Raw genomic sequence first — 17,258 nt, forward strand, 5'->3', positions numbered from 1 at the left:
TCATGGCTCTCTCTCTTCGACAACAAGCCCAGCGCCGTACGGAGCGCACCCGCCGCCGCCTGAAGGCTGTCGCCAACGGCCGTCTGCGCCTGTCGGTGCACCGTTCGGACAAGAACATCTCGGCCCAGATCATCGACGACCTGAACGGCGTCACGGTCGCTTCGGCCTCCTCGCTGGAAGGCGAGAAGGGCAAGAAGGTCAAGGGTTCGGACGTCGCCGCCGCTGCTCTCATCGGCAAGCTGGTCGCCGAGCGCGCTCTGGAGAAGGGCGTCAAGGACGTCGTCTTCGATCGCGGCGGCTACATCTATCACGGACGGGTGAAGGCGCTGGCGGAAGCCGCGCGTGAAGCCGGCCTGAACTTCTAAGGGACGCGACAGATGGCGCAAACACCCCAACGCGGCGGCGGCGGCAACGATCGCAACCGTCGTGACAACCGCAACGCTCCCGCCGTCGACGGTCCGGATTCGGACATCGTCGAGAAGCTGGTTCACATCAACCGCGTCGCAGCCACCGTCAAAGGCGGCCGCCGGTTCTCGTTCGCGGCCCTGATGGTCGTCGGCGACGGCAAGGGCCGCGTCGGCTTCGGTCACGGCAAGGCGCGCGAAGTGCCGGAAGCCATCCGCAAGGCGACGGAAGAAGCCAAGAAGACCATGATCCGCGTTCCGCTGCGCGAGAACCGCACCCTGCACCACGACGGCGCCGGCCGTTGGGGCGCCGGCAAGATCATGATGCGCGCCGCGCCTCCCGGAACCGGCGTCATCGCGGGCGGTCCGATGCGCGCCGTGCTCGAAACCCTCGGCGTCCAGGACGTCGTCGGCAAGTCGACCGGTTCGTCGAACCCCTACAACATGATCCGCGCCACGTTCGAGGCCCTCAAGGTCCAGTCGTCGCCCCGTCAGGTCGCGTCCAAGCGCGGCAAGAAGGTCGCCGATCTGATGGGCCGCCGCAACGACGGCGCCTCGGCTCCGGAAGCGGCGCCTGAAGCCCAGGAAGCCTGAGACCATGGCCAAGACTGAATCCAAGACCACCGTCACCGTCCGCCAGACGGGCTCGCCCATCCGCCGCAAGTCGGACCAGCGCGCCACCCTGATGGGTCTGGGTCTCAACCGCATGGGCCGCGAGTCCACGCTGGAAGACACCCCCTCGGTCCGCGGGATGATCGCCAAGGTCGCCCACCTGACCGAGATCGTCGAAAAGTAAGCCGTTTCGCCCTCTCCCTGACCGGGGGGAGGGCGTCTCGCGTCTTGCGATGCTGAAGGGGGCCGCCTATTAGCGGCCCTTCAATTATTTCAACGCCGAGTCCGGATCCGATCCGGGCGCTAGCACCCGAAAGGATCAGGCACATGAAACTGAACGAAATCCGCGACAACGAAGGCGCCCACAAGAAGCGCATGCGCGTCGGCCGTGGCCCGGGCTCGGGCAAGGGCAAGACCGCCGGTCGCGGCGTCAAGGGCCAGAAGTCCCGTTCGGGCGTCGCCATCGGCGGCTTCGAGGGCGGCCAGATGCCGCTGTACATGCGGATGCCCAAGCGCGGCTTCAACAATCCGAACGCGCTGAAGCTGGCCGAGGTGAACCTGTGGCGCCTGCAGGACGCCGTGGACGCCAAGAAGCTGGACATCAAGGGCGAGATCAAGGGCGACGCCCTGGTCGCGGCCGGCGTGATCCGTCGCGTCAAGGACGGCGTCCGCATCCTGGGCACCGGCGAGATCAAGTCCAAGCTGAACCTGGTGGTCTGGTCGGCCTCGGCCGGCGCCGTCAAGGCGATCGAGGCCGCCGGCGGCACCGTCGTTCAGGAGCGTATCGCCGCTGAAGCCAAGGCCGCCGCGCGCGTCGAGAAGCGCAACGCCGCCAAGGGCAAGGCTCCGGCCCCCAAGGCGCCGCGCGGCGACGCCAACAAGATCTCGGCCCGTACAACCCGGACCGCTTCCAAAAAATAAGCTTGAGGGGCGCTCTCGCTAAGAGGGCGCCCTTCGCCTATCTGGACGCAGGCGCCGGATTCCTGTCCGATGCGCCGCGTTCTGATCAGTCGGGGTGACGACATATGGCTTCGGCCGCCGAACAACTCGCAGCAAACATGAACATGGGCTCGTTCGCGAAAGCGACCGAGCTGCACAAGCGTCTGCTGTTCACGCTCCTGGCCCTGCTGGTCTACCGCATCGGCACCTATGTGCCGATCCCGGGGATCAACTCGGAAGCCTTCCTGCAGTTCTTCCAGAACCCGGACGGCCAGCGCGGCATCCTGGACATGTTCAACATGTTCTCGGGCGGCGCCGTCGAGCGGATGGCCGTGTTCGCCCTGAACGTCATGCCCTACATCTCGGCGTCGATCATCGTCCAGCTGATGGGCGCCGTGTATCCGCCCTGGGAGAAGCTGCGGAAAGAAGGCGGCGAGAGCGGCCGCAAGCAGCTGAACCAGTACACCCGCTATCTGACCGTGGTGCTGGCCCTGTTCCAGTCGACCGGCATCGCCATCGGCCTGAACGCCCAGCCCGGCCTGATCGACAGCCCCGGACTGTTCTTCATCGTCTCGACCATCACCACCCTGACCGGCGGGACCATGTTCCTGATGTGGCTGGGTGAACAGGTGACGGCGCGCGGCGTCGGCAACGGCATCTCGCTGATCATCTTCGCCGGCATCGTGGCTGTGCTGCCGGGCACCGTCGCCCGCATGTTCGGCCTGGCCCAGCAAGGCCAGATGTCCGCCTTCACCCTGCTGTTCATCACCGCCATGATGATCGCGGTCGTGGTCTTCATCGTCTTCATGGAGCGCGCCCAGCGCCGCCTTCTGATCCAGTATCCGAAGCGCCAGGAAGGCAACCGCATGGCCGGGGGAGAGCGTTCGTTCCTGCCGCTGAAGGTCAACACCGCCGGCGTCATTCCGCCGATCTTCGCCTCGTCCCTGCTGATGCTGCCGACCACGGTGGCGCAGATGACCGCCAATGCGAACCTGCCGCCGTGGATGGACTGGCTGCCGGTCGTCACCGCCCAGATGCAGCACGGCCAGCCGGTCTTCATGCTGCTGTACGGCGCGCTGATCGTCTTCTTCTGCTTCTTCTACACCTCGATCACCTTCAATCCCGAGGACACGGCCGAGAACCTGCGCAAATACGGCGGCTTCCTGCCGGGCATCCGTCCGGGCAAGCGCACGGCGGAATATCTGGACTATGTCCTGACCCGTCTGACCGTCATCGGCGCCGCCTACATCACCGCCGTCTGCCTGCTGCCGGAAATGGTCATCGCCAACTTCGGTTCGGGCCTGGCCTTCGGCGGCACCTCCATCCTGATCGTGGTCTCGGTGACCATGGACACGGTGGCGCAGATCCAGTCGCAGCTGCTGGCCCACCAGTATGAAGGCCTGATCAAGAAGGCCAAGCTGCGCGGACGCGGCAAGCCTGCGGGCAAGGGCCTCACCGCCCCGGCCCGGCGCTAAGACCTTCGGGGGAGGGGCGGCATGAACCTGATCCTGTTCGGACCGCCGGCGGCGGGCAAGGGCACGCAGGCCAAACGGCTGGTCGACGCCCGCGGCATGGTCCAGCTGTCGACCGGCGACATGCTGCGCGAGGCCATCGCCTCGGGCTCGGAGCTGGGCCGCGAATGCCAGGCCATCATGTCGCGCGGCGACCTGGTGTCGGACGCCATCGTCATCGCCCTGATCGAGGCCCGCCTGAAAGAGGCCGAGGACGCCGGGGGCGCCATCTTCGACGGCTTCCCCCGCACCGTGGCCCAGGCCGAGGCGCTGGACGCCATGCTGGCCAAGCTGGGCAAGAAGATCGACCGCGTGGTCCGCCTCAAGGTGGACGACGCGGCCCTGCTGGAGCGGGTCGCCGTCCGCTTCGCCGACCAGGGCCGTCCGGACGACAATCCGGACAGCTTCAAGGTCCGGCTCGAGGCCTATAATCGCAACACCGCGCCCCTGCTGCCCTACTATGCTGACAAGGGCCTGTTGACCGAGATCGACGGCATGGGCGCCATCGCCGATGTGGCCGCGGCGATCGACGCCGTGCTGGACGGTCCCTCAAGCTGAACCGCGGCTGACCTTTTGGCGTTCCCGCGCGTTCATGTCCCCGGTGGCATGACAGGAGCGTGAACATCCAACCCCCCTGGCTGACGAAGAAGCGGCTGCGCACGGCCGGCATCGTGGCGGTCGTCTCGGCCGGCCATGCGCTGGTGTTCGCCGTGATCGCCCGCACCCAGCCCACGCCGCCGATGCTGCCGCCGTTCCCGCCCATGAGCGTGGTGCTGTTCCGCCCGACGCCGCCTCCGCCCCCACCGCCGCCGCCGCTGAAGCCGACCCCGGACCCCGGCGGGGGCAAGCCGGCCGCGCCTTCGCGGGTTCATGTCACGCCGAAACCCCCTCCCAAGGCCGAATTGCCGGCCCCGCCCAGGCCAGCGCCTGAACCCGCCCTGGTGATCGGCGCGGCTCCCGACACCAGCCCGACGCCGGGAATGGGGCAGGGCGGAACCGGCAACGGGACCGGCACGGGCGATGGCGACGGCGAGGGCTCCGGTTCGGGCGGCATCGGCCCGCGGTTCGTCCGCGGCGCCACCCAGGAGGAGATTTTCAGCGTCATACCGCGCGGCCGCCGCTCGGGCCGGGGGTCCGTGAACTGCGTCATCCGCCTGGACCAGCGGCTGGACAGCTGCCGGGTCGTCAGCGAGACGCCGCCGGGGCAGGGTTTCGGCGCCGCCGCCGTGACCGTGGCCGAGGCCTATTTCCGCTTTCGTCCGCCGATGAGCGCCTCGGGCCGACCCGTCGAGGGCCAGCGGGTGACCGTTTTCGTCCAGTTCGGGCGGTGAACGGCGGGCTCCCGTGCGGCGTCAGGCGTTGACGCAGCGGGAATCCCCTGTATAAGGCGCGCTTCCGCGAAGGACGTCGGCGCTCCTGGTCTGTTGACCGGAGCGTTTGTTGCGTCCGTCAACGCGTATCTGGAGAGCTTCGTGGCCCGTATCGCTGGTGTCAACATCCCGACCAACAAGCGCGTAGAGATCGCGCTGCAGTACATCCATGGCATCGGCGCCCACGCCGCCAAGGAGATCACGACCAAGGTCGGCATCGAGCCCGCCCGCCGCGTGAACCAGCTGACCGACGCTGAAGTGCTGCAGATCCGCGAGACCATCGACCGCGATCACACCGTCGAGGGCGACCTGCGCCGCGAGACGTCGATGAACATCAAGCGTCTGATGGACCTGGCCTGCTACCGCGGCCTGCGTCACCGCAAGGGCCTGCCGGTCCGCGGCCAGCGCACCCACACCAACGCCCGTACCCGCAAGGGTCCCGCCAAGCCGATCGCCGGCAAGAAGAAGTAAGACAGACACATGGCCAAGGAACCGGGTCGCGTAAAGAAGCGCGAGCGCAAGAACATCACCTCGGGCGTCGCCCACGTGAATGCGTCCTTCAACAACACCATGATCACGATCACCGATGCCCAGGGCAACGCGATCTCGTGGTCGTCGGCCGGACATATGGGCTTCAAGGGTTCGCGCAAATCGACCCCGTACGCCGCCCAGATGGCCGCCGAGGACGCGGGCAAGAAGGCCCAGGAACACGGCGTCAAGACGCTGGAAGTCAACGTTTCCGGTCCCGGCTCCGGCCGCGAGTCGGCCCTGCGCGCCCTGCAGTCGGTCGGCCTGACCATCACCACCATCCGCGACGTCACGCCGATGCCGCACAACGGTTGCCGTCCGCCCAAGCGCCGCCGCGTCTAGGCGACCGCTACCGACGACCTAACTATCTCCGCCGGTCCTGCCGCCCCTGACGAGGAGCGAGGGACCGGCGCTCCGTTTTCGAGGGACACCCATGATCGAACGTAACTGGCAAGAGCTGATCCGTCCCGAGAAGCCGCAGATCGAGGCGAGCTCCGACCCCCAGCGCAAGTCGCGCCTGGTCGCCGAGCCCCTGGAACGCGGCTTCGGCGTGACGCTCGGCAACGCCCTGCGCCGCGTGCTGCTGTCGTCGCTGCAAGGCGCGGCCGTGACGGCCATCCAGATCGACGGCGTCGTGCACGAATTCTCGTCGCTGGAAGGCGTGCGCGAGGACGTGGTCGACATCGTGCTCAACATCAAGCAACTGGCGCTGCGCATGCACGCCGAAGGCCCCAAGCGCATGACCCTGCGCGCCACGGGCCCCGGCGCGGTCACGGCCGGCCAGATCGACGTCCCGTCGGACATCGAGGTCCTGAACCCCGACCATGTGATCTGCACGCTGGACGAGGGCGCTTCGGTGCGCATGGAACTGACCGTCCAGAACGGCAAGGGCTATGTCGCTTCCGAGCTGAACCGTCCGGAAGACGCTCCGATCGGCCTGATCGCCGTCGACGCCCTGTATTCGCCGGTCAAGCGCGTCGCCTATCGCGTCGAGCCGACCCGTCAGGGCCAGTCGCTGGACTATGACAAGCTGATCCTCGAGGTCGAGACGAACGGCGCGGTTTCGCCGGTCGACGCCGTGGCCTACGCCTCGCGTATCCTTCAGGACCAGCTGCAGATCTTCATCACCTTCGACGAGCCGAAGAAGGCCGTGGAAGCCTCGGACGGCAAGCCCGACCTGCCCTTCAACCCGGCCCTGCTGAAGAAGGTGGACGAGCTGGAACTGTCGGTGCGTTCGGCCAACTGCCTGAAGAACGACAACATCGTCTACATCGGCGACCTGATCCAGAAGACCGAGGGCGAAATGCTTCGCACCCCGAACTTCGGCCGCAAGTCGCTGAACGAGATCAAGGAAGTTCTGATGACGATGGGGCTCAGCCTCGGCATGGATGTGCCGAACTGGCCGCCGGAAAACATCGAAGACCTGGCCAAGAAGTTCGACGACCAGATCTAGTTTCAACCCTCCGCCCTTGATCCACCCGGATCGCGGAGCGGTTAGAATGAGAAAGCCCCAGGTCCGCGAGCCGGATACCAGGGTTGAGTAGGAGAGACCCCGATGCGCCACGGCGCCGCCTATCGCAAGCTCGGTCGTACGAGCGCACACCGGACCGCCATGTTCGCCAACATGGCCGCGTCGCTGATCAAGCACGAGCAGATCACGACCACGCTTCCCAAGGCGAAGGAACTGCGTCCTTTCGTCGAGAAGCTGGTCACCCTGGCCAAGAAGGGCGACCTGCACGCGCGTCGTCAGGCCATCAGCCAGGTCCGTGACGTGCCGCAGGTCGGCAAGCTGTTCGAGACGATCGGCCCGCGCTACGCCGACCGCAACGGCGGCTACATCCGCATCATGAAGGCCGGCTACCGTCACGGCGACAACGCCGCCATGGCCGTGATCGAGTTTGTCGATCGTGACGCCGACGCCAAGGGCCTGGACTCGGGTCCGGTCTACGCCATCGAGGGCGACGACGAAGCGTAAGCCGCTTCCCGTCAGGGGCTTGAGAAAAAGGGCGGCCGGTGCGAACCGGCCGCCCTTTTTGCTTGTCCGGCGGCGCGTCGTTCGAAGGTTCACGGGCGCCGACAGAACGTGCCGGTCAAACCGTGCGCAGGAGCCGGAGTGATCCGCCTTTACTGCAAAGCTTTGCTCAAATGTGACATATTCGAGACACATTATACCCTCTTCGCAACCAGCGGACGCGCGTCGGGGTCCGTTCGCCGCCCGATGTGGTAGCTTCGCCTTTCAGGAGAATTTTTCGGAAGGGGACTCGCATGCGTCACTCAACCCGTTTCAGCGTCCTGCGCCCGGCGCTTCTCGCAGCCGCTTCAGTCGCCGCTCTCGCAGGCGCGCCCTCGATCGCCACGGCCCAGACCCAGGAGGAGCCGACAACGGTGGACGATGTGATCGTCACCGCCACCAAGCGCGACTCGACCATCCAGGACATCCCATTCTCGATCAACGCCCAGACGCAGGAGGACATCCAGCGGTCGGGGGCGGTCAATCTGGAGGACCTGTCCCGCAACGTCGCCGGCCTGACGATCCAGAATCTCGGGCCGGGCCAGAGCCAGGTGGCCGTGCGCGGCGTCTCGGCCGGTCAGGTCGTGCGCGACCAGCCCGGCGTGAAGGAACAGGTCGGCGTCTACCTCGACGAGTCGGTGATCTCCCTGTCGCTGTTCACGCCTGATTTCGACCTGTTCGACCTGAACCGCGTGGAGACGCTGCGGGGGCCTCAGGGGACGCTGTTCGGATCCGGCTCGGTCGGCGGCACCATCCGCTACATCACCAACCAACCGCAGTTGAACCAGCCCGGCGGCCTGATCGAGGGCAACGTCAACCTCGTCGACAACGAGACCGTCGGCGGCCACCTGAAGGCGGCCCTCAACATCCCGGTGAACGACGTGCTCGCCGTGCGGGCGGTCGCCTATGACACCCAGTACGGCGGCTATGTCGACAGCCTGCGCGAGGGCGGAGGCCGCGTGGATAACGTCAACAGCGGCAGCCGCGTGGGCGGCCGCCTTTCGGTTCTGTTCCAGCCCAACGAGGCGGTCAGCATCACGCCGCGGATCGTCTATCAGGAAATCCGCGCCGACGGTTTCAACCGGCAGGAGGCGTTCAACCTCTTCGCCAACCCCTTCACCACGACGCGGCCGGCGATCACCTTGGGCGAGCGCGAGCAGTATCTGCTGCTCAGTGAAAGCTTCGCCGACGACACCATGCTGGCTGATCTGACCATGTCCTTCGACATGGGCGGCGTCGTCCTCGACTCGATCAGCACCTATATCGACCGCAGCATCCTGCTGAACCGCGACGCCAGTTCCCTGACCGGCAGCGTCTCGGTCGATCTGGGATATCCGGCGGCGGCGGTGACCCTGCCGTCCACCCTGGTCGACACGACCGACCTGAAGCAACTCACCCAGGAAGTGCGGCTCTCCTCGGACAGCGACGGCGCCTTCCAGTGGCTGGTCGGCGCCTTCTATTCGACGGTCGAACGCCGGTACAGCCAGCGCCTGCCGACGCCGGGTTACGACGCCTTCACTGACGCCGTTCTGGGCGCCGGCACCTCCGCGGCCGTCGCCAACGGCTTCCCGGCCGATTCGCCCTACAACGCCGACCTTCCCTACGACATCGACCAGGCCGCCGTCTTCGGCGAGGCCAGCTATGACTTCGGCCGGTGGACGGTCACCGGCGGCGGCCGCTTATACGACTTCAAGGAAGAGCGGCGCTTTACCTCGGGCGGGCTGTTCGCCAACGGCGACGACCAGACCGATCGAACCGCGTCCCAGGGCTTCAACCCCCGGGTTCTGGTCAGCTACGAGGCCTCCGACAACGTCACCTTCAACGCCCAGGCCGCCCAGGGTTTCCGGCTGGGCGGGGTCAACGACCCGCTCAATCTGCCCCTCTGCACGCCGCAGGACGCCGCCATCTTCGGCGGATTCCAGTCCTATGAGGACGAGAAGCTGTGGAACTACGAGGCCGGCGTGAAGTCGCGCTTCGGCGGCATGACCCTGAACGCGGCGGCCTTCTATACCGATATCGAGAACCTGCAGACGACGCTGGACGCCGGCTCGTGCTCGTCGCGCGTGGTGTTCAACGTGCCCAAGGCCCACACCATGGGTCTGGAGGCCGAGTTCTCGGGCGAGATCGTGGAGGGCCTGGAAATCGGCGTCTCGGGCAGCTTCGTCGAGGCCGAGTTCGACTCCACCGTCCGGGACGGCACGGGCGCGGTCATCGGCGGCATCCGCGAGGGCAACCGCCTTCCGTCGGTGCCCGAGTTCCAGATCTCCCTCAACGCCACCTACACCCGGCCGATCAACGACCATGCGGACGGCTACATCACCGCCTCGTTCCAGCATGTCGGCAGCCGCTTCACCCAGGCCAGCGATCAGGAGAACAATCCGCGCAGCTTCGTCTCGGGCCTGCCGTTCGGCGGCGCCTCGGGGGCCAATGCGACGGTTCTGGACCTCGAACTGCCCAGCTATGAGCTGTTCAATCTGAGCGGGGGCGTGTCGATGGACAGCGGTCTGGACTTCATCATCTACGTCAACAACGTCTTCGACGAGAACGCCCTGCTGTCGTTCGATCGCGAACGCGGCGGCCGGGCCCGCCTCGGCTATACCGTGGGACAACCGCGCATCTTCGGCATGACGGTGCGCAAGGCGTTCTGATCGGCCGTCAGGATCGGTACAGGGAGGGCGGCCGGCGCGAACCGGCCGCCCTTTTTGTCGCCGAGCGGCGGGGCCAGGCGTTTCGTCGCACCGTCTCATTCTGCTCACGGCGCTCGTTTTCTGATCGATTGGATCCCCGGCTGGACCGATGGAATCCCGTGAGGGCGGAGTTCCGGAGAAAGCTGATGCGAAAATCTGTCCACGATTCCGTCCTTTGGGCTGCAATCCTCGTTCTGGGGGCCATGAGCGGATCGGCCATGGCGATGGAGGACCCCGGCGGCGGCGTCTCCCCGCGTGATGTGGTCGCGGCCAAATTCGCCGCGGCGAACCGTCATTCAGTCGAGGAGGTCGTGGCCTTCTATGCGCCCGACGCCGTGGTCAACGCCTCGGACTTCTGCGCGCCGCGTCAGGGGCGGGCGGAGGTCGAACGAACCTATCGCGGCATCTTCAGCTTCGTCCCCGACGCCGTCGTGGAGGTCCAGGAGTATCTGGTTCAGGGCGACCGGGTCTCCGTCCGGCTGACGGTCAGCAGCGCCAGCCTGGGGTTCTCGGTTCCGATCATGAACTTCTTCACGGTTCGCGACGGCCAGATCACCTCGGACGAGGGCCGGTTCGACAACGGCGGCCGACCGTGCACGCCCTGAAAGGTCTTCCGCCCGGCCCGCCGCGCCCTAGATAGTGTGGATGACCGACGTCCTGATCATGCCATGGGAGCCCCGCCACGCCGCCGCCTGGCGGTCGCTGAACGAGGACTGGCTTCTGGCCGGCGGCTATGTGCTGGAGCCCAAGGATCAACTGGTGCTCGGCGACCCTCAAGGCTCGATCCTCGACAAGGGCGGCTTCATCTTCATCGCCGAGCGAGGAGGCCGGCCGGTCGGCTGCTGTTCTCTGATGGCCATGGCCGACGGCGGCTATGAGGTCGGCAAGATGGCGGTCGTCGAGGGCGCGCGCGGCCTGAACCTGGGCTGGCGGCTGCTCGAGGCGTGCGAGGCGGCGGCGCGGGCGGCCGGCGCGCCGCGCCTGTATCTGGAGACCAACACGGCCCAGACCCACGCCATCGCCCTCTATCGCCGCTTCGGCTTCGTCGACCTACCGCCGCAGCCCACGCCCTACGCCCGGTGCGACGTGTGGATGGAAAAGCGGCTCTGACCGCTACAGCGCCTCATACAAAACCGCCGCCCAGATCAGGACGGCGCACAGGATGTAGAGGATGCGGTCCCACAGGGCGCGGCGGGGCGGGGGTGATTTGTCGAACAGCGGCATCGGTCAGTTTCAAGCCGAATTGCGTGGCCGTGAAAATCGATTAAACCGGCCCCAGTCTGTGAGCTGAGGTCACATGAGCCGCCCGGTCCCGCCGCCGCTGAACGCCCTGCGCGCCTTCGAGGCCTTCGCGCGCCACGGGGGCATGACCGCCGCGGCCGCCGAGCTGTGCGTCACCCATGGCGCCGTCAGCCGCCAGGTCAGGGCGCTGCAGGAGACGCTCGGCGCGCCGCTGGTCGTCGGGCCGCGTCACAGGCTGACCCTGACCCCCGCCGGCGCGGAACTGGCGTCCCGGCTGTCGCTCGCCTTTTCGACCATCGATGAAGCGGTCTCCGCGGCGAGGGCGAGGGAGCGGCGCGAGATCGAGATATCCTGTCTCGGCACCTTCGGTCTGAAATGGTTGATACCGCGCCTTTCCGGCTTCCTGGCCGCACACCCGCAGGTCAAGGTCCGCTTCTCGGAGTCCCATGCGCCGGTCGATTTCGCGCGGGACCGGTTCGACGGGGCCATTCGCATCGTCAATCCGGGGCAGACATCCTCCCGACAGGAAGTCACCCCCTTCCTGCCCCAGCACCAGGGGCCGGTCGCGGCGCCGGGTCTGCTTCCGCCCGGCCTGACGCTGGAGGCCTTCGCCCGGCTGCCCCGCCTGCACGCCGCCACCTTCGCTGAAAGCTGGCGGGTCTGGTCCGAACTGACGGGCGTGCATCTGCCCCCGGCGGAAGTGGATCGCGAGTTCGCCCACAATCACTCGATGATCGAGGCGGCGGCCTCGGGAATGGGTGTCGCCATCGCGCCCTGGGTCTTCGTCGAACCGGACATCGCGGCGGGCCGGCTCATCGCGCCGTATGGCTTCGCCCTGCGGCCGTCGCAGTTCGCCTTCCTGCGGCCGACGGGCCGCAAGGATACGGCGGTCGACGCCTTCCGCGACTGGCTGGTGGCGGAGGGCGCCGTCAGCCCGCCGCCTACTCCTTCGACAGGTCCTGACGCGGGAACCAGGCGAGGGCCGCCGCCAGCGGACCGAACGTCCACAGCGCCAGGCTGAGCCAGGACTTGACGCCGACGCCGTCGGGCAGGGCCGCCGCGCTGGCGCCGCCCCCGACCATCGCCTTGACCGTGTCCACCGCGGCGCCGGGATTGGCCAGAACCGCCAGCCAGGCGTCGGGCATGACGCCCATCGGGACCAGCATCTGGGGCGAGAAGAACTGCGCCACGCCGACCACCAGCGGTATGAACAGCGCCGCCAGCAGCGACCGCGTCACGAACGCCGCCAGCATCCCCATCATGGTGAACTGCACAATGCGCAGCCACGACAGGCCGGCGTAGGCCACGAACCGGCCCGCCATCTCGCCGGTCATGGAGAAGGTCAGCTGCCGGTCGAAGACCGCCGCCCGGATCAGATTCTCGATCAGACTGGCGACCAGCATCAGACCCATCGCCGCCAGCGCGAGGCCCGCAACGACCGCCAGCTTGGCGAGCAGCAGATTGGGACGGCTGTTGCGGGCGCTGATCAGCCGCCACGTCTCCCAGCGATAGTCGCCGGCATAGAGGGTGGCCGCGCCGATCAGCACGAACAGCAGGACCAGCGGATTGGCCAGATCGCCCGCGCTGGAGACAAGAGCGTGGCCAAGGTCCAGCGTGCCACGGCCCAGCGCTTCCTTCATCTCGGGCGGCATTCTTGCGTCGCCCAGGATCTTGGTCTCGCTGCCCTTGAGCACGAAACTGGTGATCGCCCCGATGACCAGGGAGATAATGGGCACGAACATCAGGCTCCAGAACAGGGCCGTCCTGTTCTTGGACAGGCGGAAGCTTTCCGCGCGGATGGCGTCAACCAGCATGGGGCGTCTCCTGATGGCCGGTCTCGGTCATGAACACGCTCTCCAGGTCCGCGCCGACCCAGCGCGCCTCGTCGATGTCCACCCCGGCCTCGACCAGGGCCTTGATCAGGGCGGGAGCGTCGGCGTGGGTGACATTGGCCAGCACCCCGCCGCCGTCCCGCACGCCCCTCGCGCCGAGGATTTCCACGACCCGCTCCACCGGCTTCACCGACAGGCGCAGGCGTTCGCCCGACGCCGTCAGCTCGCTGACAGCGCCTTCGCGCACCAGCTTGCCGCGGTTCATGATGGCCACCCGGTCGCAGACGCGCTGGACTTCCAGCAGCTGGTGGCTGGCCAGGACCACGGTCACGCCGTCGTCGTCGGCCAGACTGCGGATCAGGGCCCGCATCTCCTGGATGCCGGGGGGATCCATGCCGCTGGTCGGTTCATCCAGAATGACGAGTTCGGGCTTGCTCAGAAGGGCGCCGGCGACGCCGAGACGCTGCAGCATGCCGACCGAGAAGCCGCGCACCTTGCGGTCCGCCGCCTCGGTCAGGCCGACGCGCTCGAGCCAGCGGGGAATGTCGGCCTCGGCGGCCACGCCATGCTCCAGCGCCAGCCAGCGCAGCACCTGGCGGGCGGTCATATAGGGCGGGAAGCGCGGGGTCTCGATCATCGAGCCCATGCGGCGCATGGCGGCCACGTCGCCGACGCCGCCCCCCATCACCGTCGCCGTCCCGTCCGAGGCGCGGATCAGACCCAGCAGGATGCGGAACAGGGTCGACTTGCCGGCCCCGTTGGGACCCAGCACGCCATAGACGCCGCCCCTCGGGATCGACAGGTCCAGCCCGTCGAGCGCGCGCACGGTTCCGTAGGTCTTGGTCAGGCCACGGGTCTCGATCACGGTTGTCATGGGACCAGCTTGACCTTGCGCCGTCGGTTCGCGCAAGGCGTCGCGGGATTAAGCTTTCGCAACCTCGGTTTGAAGGGGAGGCGAGGGCTGACGGGCGCGCCCGGGTCGGCTAGAAGGCCCGTCCCCAGCAAGGCCTCCCATGTCCGCCCTCAGCCGTCTTCGCACCCACCGCGCCGCGCTCGCCTTCATCTTCGTGACGGCGGTGCTGGATATCGTGGCCATGGGGATCATCATCCCGGTGCTGCCGCGGCTGATCGAGGATTTCGTCGGCTCGAACGCCCAGGCAGGCGTGATCAACGGCGTCTTCGTGGCCCTGTGGGCCGGGATGCAGTTCGTCTGCTCGCCGATCATCGGCTCGCTGTCGGACAGGTACGGACGCCGCCCGGTCATTCTGATCAGCTGCGCCGGTCTGGCGCTGGACTATATGCTGATGGCCGTGGCGCCCGACCTGTGGTGGCTGGCGCTGGGGCGGATCATCGCCGGCGTCACCTCGTCCAGCTTCACGACGGTCTATGCCTATATGGCCGACATCACCGCGCCCGAGAAACGGGCCCGGGCCTATGGTCTGATCGGCGCGGCCTTCTCGGGCGGCTTCGTGCTGGGGCCGGCGCTGGGCGGCTTCCTCGGCGAGTTCGGGCCGCGCGTGCCCTTCTGGTTCGCCGCCGGCCTGTCGACCTTGGCCTTCCTTTACGGCCTGCTGGTCCTGCCCGAGAGCCTGCCCGCCGACAAGAGGATGGATTTCAGCTGGAAGCGCGCCAATCCGGTCGGCTCCCTGATCCTGCTACGCCGCCACCCTGAGCTCAGCGGCCTCGCGGTCGTGAACTTCCTCCTCTACTTCGCCCACCACGTCTTCTCGGCGGTGTTCGTGCTCTACGCCGCCTGGCGCTACGGCTGGGGCCCGCGCGAGGTCGGCCTGCTGCTGGCCCTCGTCGGCGTGCTGGACATGGTGGTGCAGGGCGTTCTGGTCGGGCCGGTGGTCAAACGGCTGGGCGACCGGCCGACCATGGTGCTGGGTCTGGTCGGCGGCACCGTCGGGATCGCCGCCATGGGCTGGGCGCCGGACGGCCTGTGGTTCATCGCCGCCATGCTGCCCAACGCCCTGTGGGGCCTCGCCATGCCCACCCTGCAGGCCCTGATGACGCGCCGCGTCGGCGAGGACGAGCAAGGTCAGCTTCAGGGCGCGAACATGAGCGTCGCCTCGATCGCCGGGGTCATGTCGCCCCTGTTCTTCGGCTGGGTCTATTCCCTGTCGGTGGGCGAGTTCGCGGTCATCCAGATGCCGGGCCTGTCCTTCTATCTGGCGGCCGTCGTGCTGCTGCTGGCCGCTGTCATCGGCTGGCTGGTCGGGCGGGGGCAGGAACGTCGCGACGCCGCGCCCGTTGAGGCCCCGCCGACGCCTTGATCCGGTCGAAAAGCCGGTGCGGAATGGCGGCGCTTCACGCTTTCTGACCGGATGACCATGAAGACCACGACGCTCGCCATCGCCGCCGCCCTGCTGCTCGCCGCCTGCGGCCAGTCCAACGATACAAAAGCCCAGGACGGGGTCTTCGCCGAAAATCGCGTCGTTCCCGGCGATGCGGCGGGCATGAAGGCCAGTTTCGCGCCCGTGGTCCGCGAGGCGGCGCCCGCCGTCGTCAATATCGCGGCGCGCGGCGTTCAGGTGGTCCGCGACCCCTTCTTCGGCATTCCGGGCCAGCGTCAGACGGGCTCGGTCGGCTCGGGCGTCATCGTGCGGCCGGACGGCGTCGTGGTCACCAACTACCACGTCATCAACGGCATGCAGCAGATCAAGGTCGTGCTCAACGACCGGCGCGAGTTCGACGCCCGCATCGTCCTCGCCGACGAGCGCTCCGACATCGCCGTGCTGCAGCTGGAAGGCGTTCGCGAACGCCTGCCGACGCTCAACATCGACGACCGCGAGGAACAGCAGGTCGGCGATCTGGTCCTGGCGATCGGCAACCCGTTCGGGGTCGGCCAGACGGTGACCAACGGCATCATCTCGGCCCTGAACCGGACCGACACAGGCATCAGCGACAGTGGCTCCTTCATCCAGACCGACGCGGCCATCAATCCGGGCAATTCGGGCGGGGCCCTGGTCGACATGGACGGCGACCTGATCGGCATCAACACTGCCATCTTCTCGCGTTCGGGCTCGTCCTCGGGCGTCGGTTTCGCCGTGCCGGCGGCGGCCGTGCGCCGGGTCGTGGACTCCGCCGTCGGCGGGGCCACGGCCGTCGTCCGGCCATGGCTGGGCGTGAAGGGCGAGGCGGTGAGTTCTGACGTGGCCCGCAGTCTCGGCCTCGACCGCCCGCAGGGGCTGGTCGTCACCGAGGTCTGGCCCGGCGGCCCCGGCGCCCGCGCCGGCCTCAGCGAGGGCGACGTCATCACCGCCATCGACGGCGCCGAGATCAACGACCAAGGCGGGCTGAACTTCCGCGTCGGCACGCGCGAGCCCAACGACACGGTGCGGGTGTCGGTGCTGCGCGACGGACAGGCCCGGACGCTGGAGGCGCGAGTGCAATCCCTGCCCGGAAACGCCGAACTCGATAACGCCGTTCTCATCCAGTCCGGCGGCCTGTCGGGCGCCCAGGTGCTGGGATTGAATCCGGCGCTGGCCGATAGTCTGGGGGGCGATCCGTTCGCCAGCGGCGTCATCGTCGGTCGCGTCGCCGGCAACAGCTATGCAAGCCGTGGCGTGGGCATCCGTGCGGGTGACATCATCATGGCTGTGAACGACCGCCCCGTATCCTCGCCCCAGCAACTGGCCAACCTCCCGCGAGGCTCCCAGTTGCTGGTCGAACGGCGCGGGCAGCGCGGCGTTCTGGTCGTCCGCTAGCCGCCGGTCTTCGGCCCGGTCATCGACCACACATGGCCGAAGGGATCGCGCAGCTTGCCGTTGCGGCCGTAGAATTCGTCGGCCGCCGGCCGGATCACCACCGCGCCCTCGGCCTCGGCGCGGGCGATCCATGCGTCCGCGTCATCGACGGCGAGGGCGACGGTGAACGTCGTCCCGCCCAGGCTGTCCGGGGCGCGCGTGCCCACCGTCTCCTCGACGAACTCGCCGGACAGATAGATCGCGCCGCCGTTGCCCAGCTCGATCATGGCGTGGCCCAGCCGCCCGTCGTCCATGTCATGGCGGACGACCTCCCGACCCCCGAAGGCCCGAAGGTACCAATCCAGCGCCGCGTGCCCGTCCTTGACCATCAGATAGGGCACGACCGGCGGATCGGGCGGGACGTATGTCATGG

General features: G+C 67.7%; 20 protein-coding genes. 17 read left to right on the top strand and 3 right to left on the bottom strand.

The features are described from left to right. The first annotated feature begins 2 nt into the window (after positions 1 to 2). From rplR to BrevBR_RS15875, 15 genes are all read left to right on the top strand, one after another. Positions 3 to 365 (top strand): 50S ribosomal protein L18, encoded by a 363-nt coding sequence (gene rplR / locus BrevBR_RS15805; RefSeq protein ID WP_305758649.1) that lies wholly within the window; start codon positions 3 to 5, stop codon positions 363 to 365. Positions 366 to 377: 12 nt separating this feature from the next. After that, positions 378 to 998, top strand: coding sequence for a 30S ribosomal protein S5 (gene rpsE, locus BrevBR_RS15810; protein ID WP_332641468.1), 621 nt, complete (start codon positions 378 to 380; stop codon positions 996 to 998). A 4-nt stretch (positions 999 to 1,002) separates the two neighbouring features. Further along, positions 1,003 to 1,200 carry a 50S ribosomal protein L30 gene (rpmD, locus tag BrevBR_RS15815; protein WP_292100103.1) on the top strand — a complete coding sequence of 66 codons (198 nt, stop codon included), beginning with the start codon at positions 1,003 to 1,005 and terminating at the stop codon, positions 1,198 to 1,200. 143 nt (positions 1,201 to 1,343) lie between these two features. Then, positions 1,344 to 1,937 carry a 50S ribosomal protein L15 gene (gene rplO, locus BrevBR_RS15820; protein ID WP_442881352.1) on the top strand — a complete coding sequence of 198 codons (594 nt, stop codon included), beginning with the start codon at positions 1,344 to 1,346 and terminating at the stop codon, positions 1,935 to 1,937. 104 nt (positions 1,938 to 2,041) lie between these two features. After that, on the top strand, positions 2,042 to 3,430 hold the full coding sequence (secY, locus tag BrevBR_RS15825; RefSeq protein ID WP_332641469.1) for a preprotein translocase subunit SecY: 1,389 nt from the start codon (positions 2,042 to 2,044) through the stop codon (positions 3,428 to 3,430). A 21-nt stretch (positions 3,431 to 3,451) separates the two neighbouring features. Further along, positions 3,452 to 4,024, top strand: coding sequence for an adenylate kinase (locus tag BrevBR_RS15830; RefSeq protein WP_340001572.1), 573 nt, complete (start codon positions 3,452 to 3,454; stop codon positions 4,022 to 4,024). A 59-nt stretch (positions 4,025 to 4,083) separates the two neighbouring features. Next, positions 4,084 to 4,797, top strand: a complete 714-nt coding sequence (locus BrevBR_RS15835) for an energy transducer TonB (protein ID WP_340001573.1) — start codon at positions 4,084 to 4,086, stop codon at positions 4,795 to 4,797. A 141-nt stretch (positions 4,798 to 4,938) separates the two neighbouring features. Beyond that, positions 4,939 to 5,307 carry a 30S ribosomal protein S13 gene (gene rpsM / locus BrevBR_RS15840; protein WP_055832177.1) on the top strand — a complete coding sequence of 123 codons (369 nt, stop codon included), beginning with the start codon at positions 4,939 to 4,941 and terminating at the stop codon, positions 5,305 to 5,307. A 9-nt stretch (positions 5,308 to 5,316) separates the two neighbouring features. Continuing rightward, positions 5,317 to 5,706: a 30S ribosomal protein S11 gene (gene rpsK / locus BrevBR_RS15845; protein WP_013268944.1), complete on the top strand. Its 390-nt coding sequence runs from the start codon at positions 5,317 to 5,319 to the stop codon at positions 5,704 to 5,706. Positions 5,707 to 5,797: 91 nt separating this feature from the next. Further along, positions 5,798 to 6,817, top strand: coding sequence for a DNA-directed RNA polymerase subunit alpha (locus BrevBR_RS15850; RefSeq protein ID WP_340001574.1), 1,020 nt, complete (start codon positions 5,798 to 5,800; stop codon positions 6,815 to 6,817). Positions 6,818 to 6,919: 102 nt separating this feature from the next. Next, positions 6,920 to 7,339: a 50S ribosomal protein L17 gene (gene rplQ / locus BrevBR_RS15855; protein ID WP_300467175.1), complete on the top strand. Its 420-nt coding sequence runs from the start codon at positions 6,920 to 6,922 to the stop codon at positions 7,337 to 7,339. 290 nt (positions 7,340 to 7,629) lie between these two features. Then, a complete protein-coding gene (locus BrevBR_RS15860; protein ID WP_340001575.1) occupies positions 7,630 to 10,023 on the top strand; it encodes a TonB-dependent receptor in 2,394 nt (797 codons plus the stop codon). Between the two features lie 185 nt (positions 10,024 to 10,208). Beyond that, a complete protein-coding gene (locus BrevBR_RS15865; protein ID WP_340001576.1) occupies positions 10,209 to 10,667 on the top strand; it encodes a nuclear transport factor 2 family protein in 459 nt (152 codons plus the stop codon). A gap of 40 nt (positions 10,668 to 10,707) precedes the next feature. Beyond that, complete coding sequence (locus BrevBR_RS15870; protein ID WP_340001577.1) at positions 10,708 to 11,172, top strand: GNAT family N-acetyltransferase; 465 nt, start codon at positions 10,708 to 10,710, stop codon at positions 11,170 to 11,172. Positions 11,173 to 11,359: 187 nt separating this feature from the next. Further along, positions 11,360 to 12,325: a LysR substrate-binding domain-containing protein gene (locus BrevBR_RS15875; protein WP_340001578.1), complete on the top strand. Its 966-nt coding sequence runs from the start codon at positions 11,360 to 11,362 to the stop codon at positions 12,323 to 12,325. Here the strand turns inward: BrevBR_RS15875 and BrevBR_RS15880 are convergent. Together BrevBR_RS15880 and BrevBR_RS15885 are read right to left on the bottom strand one after the other, a co-directional pair. Continuing rightward, positions 12,246 to 13,118, bottom strand: coding sequence for a hypothetical protein (locus tag BrevBR_RS15880; protein WP_340001579.1), 873 nt, complete (start codon positions 13,116 to 13,118; stop codon positions 12,246 to 12,248). The two genes, BrevBR_RS15875 and BrevBR_RS15880, sit on opposite strands and share 80 nt — an antisense overlap. Then, positions 13,108 to 14,010: an ABC transporter ATP-binding protein gene (locus BrevBR_RS15885; RefSeq protein ID WP_340001580.1), complete on the bottom strand. Its 903-nt coding sequence runs from the start codon at positions 14,008 to 14,010 to the stop codon at positions 13,108 to 13,110. The genes BrevBR_RS15880 and BrevBR_RS15885 overlap by 11 nt, the downstream gene beginning before the upstream one ends. Before the next feature lie 139 nt (positions 14,011 to 14,149). Here BrevBR_RS15885 and BrevBR_RS15890 point away from each other — a divergent pair, with 139 nt between their 5' ends. Both BrevBR_RS15890 and BrevBR_RS15895 read left to right on the top strand, forming a co-directional pair. After that, positions 14,150 to 15,412, top strand: coding sequence for a TCR/Tet family MFS transporter (locus BrevBR_RS15890; RefSeq protein ID WP_340001581.1), 1,263 nt, complete (start codon positions 14,150 to 14,152; stop codon positions 15,410 to 15,412). A gap of 57 nt (positions 15,413 to 15,469) precedes the next feature. Further along, on the top strand, positions 15,470 to 16,846 hold the full coding sequence (locus BrevBR_RS15895) for a trypsin-like peptidase domain-containing protein (protein WP_340001582.1): 1,377 nt from the start codon (positions 15,470 to 15,472) through the stop codon (positions 16,844 to 16,846). Here BrevBR_RS15895 and BrevBR_RS15900 read toward each other — a convergent pair. Then, positions 16,843 to 17,256 carry a VOC family protein gene (locus BrevBR_RS15900; protein ID WP_340001583.1) on the bottom strand — a complete coding sequence of 138 codons (414 nt, stop codon included), beginning with the start codon at positions 17,254 to 17,256 and terminating at the stop codon, positions 16,843 to 16,845. The two genes, BrevBR_RS15895 and BrevBR_RS15900, sit on opposite strands and share 4 nt — an antisense overlap. Positions 17,257 to 17,258: the final 2 nt, after the last annotated feature.

The organism is Brevundimonas sp. BR2-1, assembly GCF_037626195.1.
Classification (GTDB): domain Bacteria; phylum Pseudomonadota; class Alphaproteobacteria; order Caulobacterales; family Caulobacteraceae; genus Brevundimonas.

Bases quoted from the DNA above. Each gene is read 5' to 3' on its own strand.
- BrevBR_RS15880 (WP_340001579.1), bottom strand. From the start codon at position 13,118: ATGCTGGTTGACGCCATCCGCGCGGAAAGCTTCCGCCTGTCCAAGAAC.
- BrevBR_RS15850 (WP_340001574.1), top strand. From the start codon at position 5,798: ATGATCGAACGTAACTGGCAAGAGCTGATCCGTCCCGAGAAGCCGCAG.
- rpsK (WP_013268944.1), top strand. From the start codon at position 5,317: ATGGCCAAGGAACCGGGTCGCGTAAAGAAGCGCGAGCGCAAGAACATC.
- rpmD (WP_292100103.1), top strand. From the start codon at position 1,003: ATGGCCAAGACTGAATCCAAGACCACCGTCACCGTCCGCCAGACGGGC.
- BrevBR_RS15870 (WP_340001577.1), top strand. From the start codon at position 10,708: ATGACCGACGTCCTGATCATGCCATGGGAGCCCCGCCACGCCGCCGCC.
- BrevBR_RS15860 (WP_340001575.1), top strand. From the start codon at position 7,630: ATGCGTCACTCAACCCGTTTCAGCGTCCTGCGCCCGGCGCTTCTCGCA.
- BrevBR_RS15885 (WP_340001580.1), bottom strand. From the start codon at position 14,010: ATGACAACCGTGATCGAGACCCGTGGCCTGACCAAGACCTACGGAACC.
- rplQ (WP_300467175.1), top strand. From the start codon at position 6,920: ATGCGCCACGGCGCCGCCTATCGCAAGCTCGGTCGTACGAGCGCACAC.
- rpsE (WP_332641468.1), top strand. From the start codon at position 378: ATGGCGCAAACACCCCAACGCGGCGGCGGCGGCAACGATCGCAACCGT.
- BrevBR_RS15895 (WP_340001582.1), top strand. From the start codon at position 15,470: ATGAAGACCACGACGCTCGCCATCGCCGCCGCCCTGCTGCTCGCCGCC.
- BrevBR_RS15890 (WP_340001581.1), top strand. From the start codon at position 14,150: ATGTCCGCCCTCAGCCGTCTTCGCACCCACCGCGCCGCGCTCGCCTTC.
- BrevBR_RS15875 (WP_340001578.1), top strand. From the start codon at position 11,360: ATGAGCCGCCCGGTCCCGCCGCCGCTGAACGCCCTGCGCGCCTTCGAG.
- BrevBR_RS15900 (WP_340001583.1), bottom strand. From the start codon at position 17,256: ATGACATACGTCCCGCCCGATCCGCCGGTCGTGCCCTATCTGATGGTC.
- BrevBR_RS15830 (WP_340001572.1), top strand. From the start codon at position 3,452: ATGAACCTGATCCTGTTCGGACCGCCGGCGGCGGGCAAGGGCACGCAG.
- secY (WP_332641469.1), top strand. From the start codon at position 2,042: ATGGCTTCGGCCGCCGAACAACTCGCAGCAAACATGAACATGGGCTCG.
- BrevBR_RS15865 (WP_340001576.1), top strand. From the start codon at position 10,209: ATGCGAAAATCTGTCCACGATTCCGTCCTTTGGGCTGCAATCCTCGTT.
- rplR (WP_305758649.1), top strand. From the start codon at position 3: ATGGCTCTCTCTCTTCGACAACAAGCCCAGCGCCGTACGGAGCGCACC.
- rplO (WP_442881352.1), top strand. From the start codon at position 1,344: ATGAAACTGAACGAAATCCGCGACAACGAAGGCGCCCACAAGAAGCGC.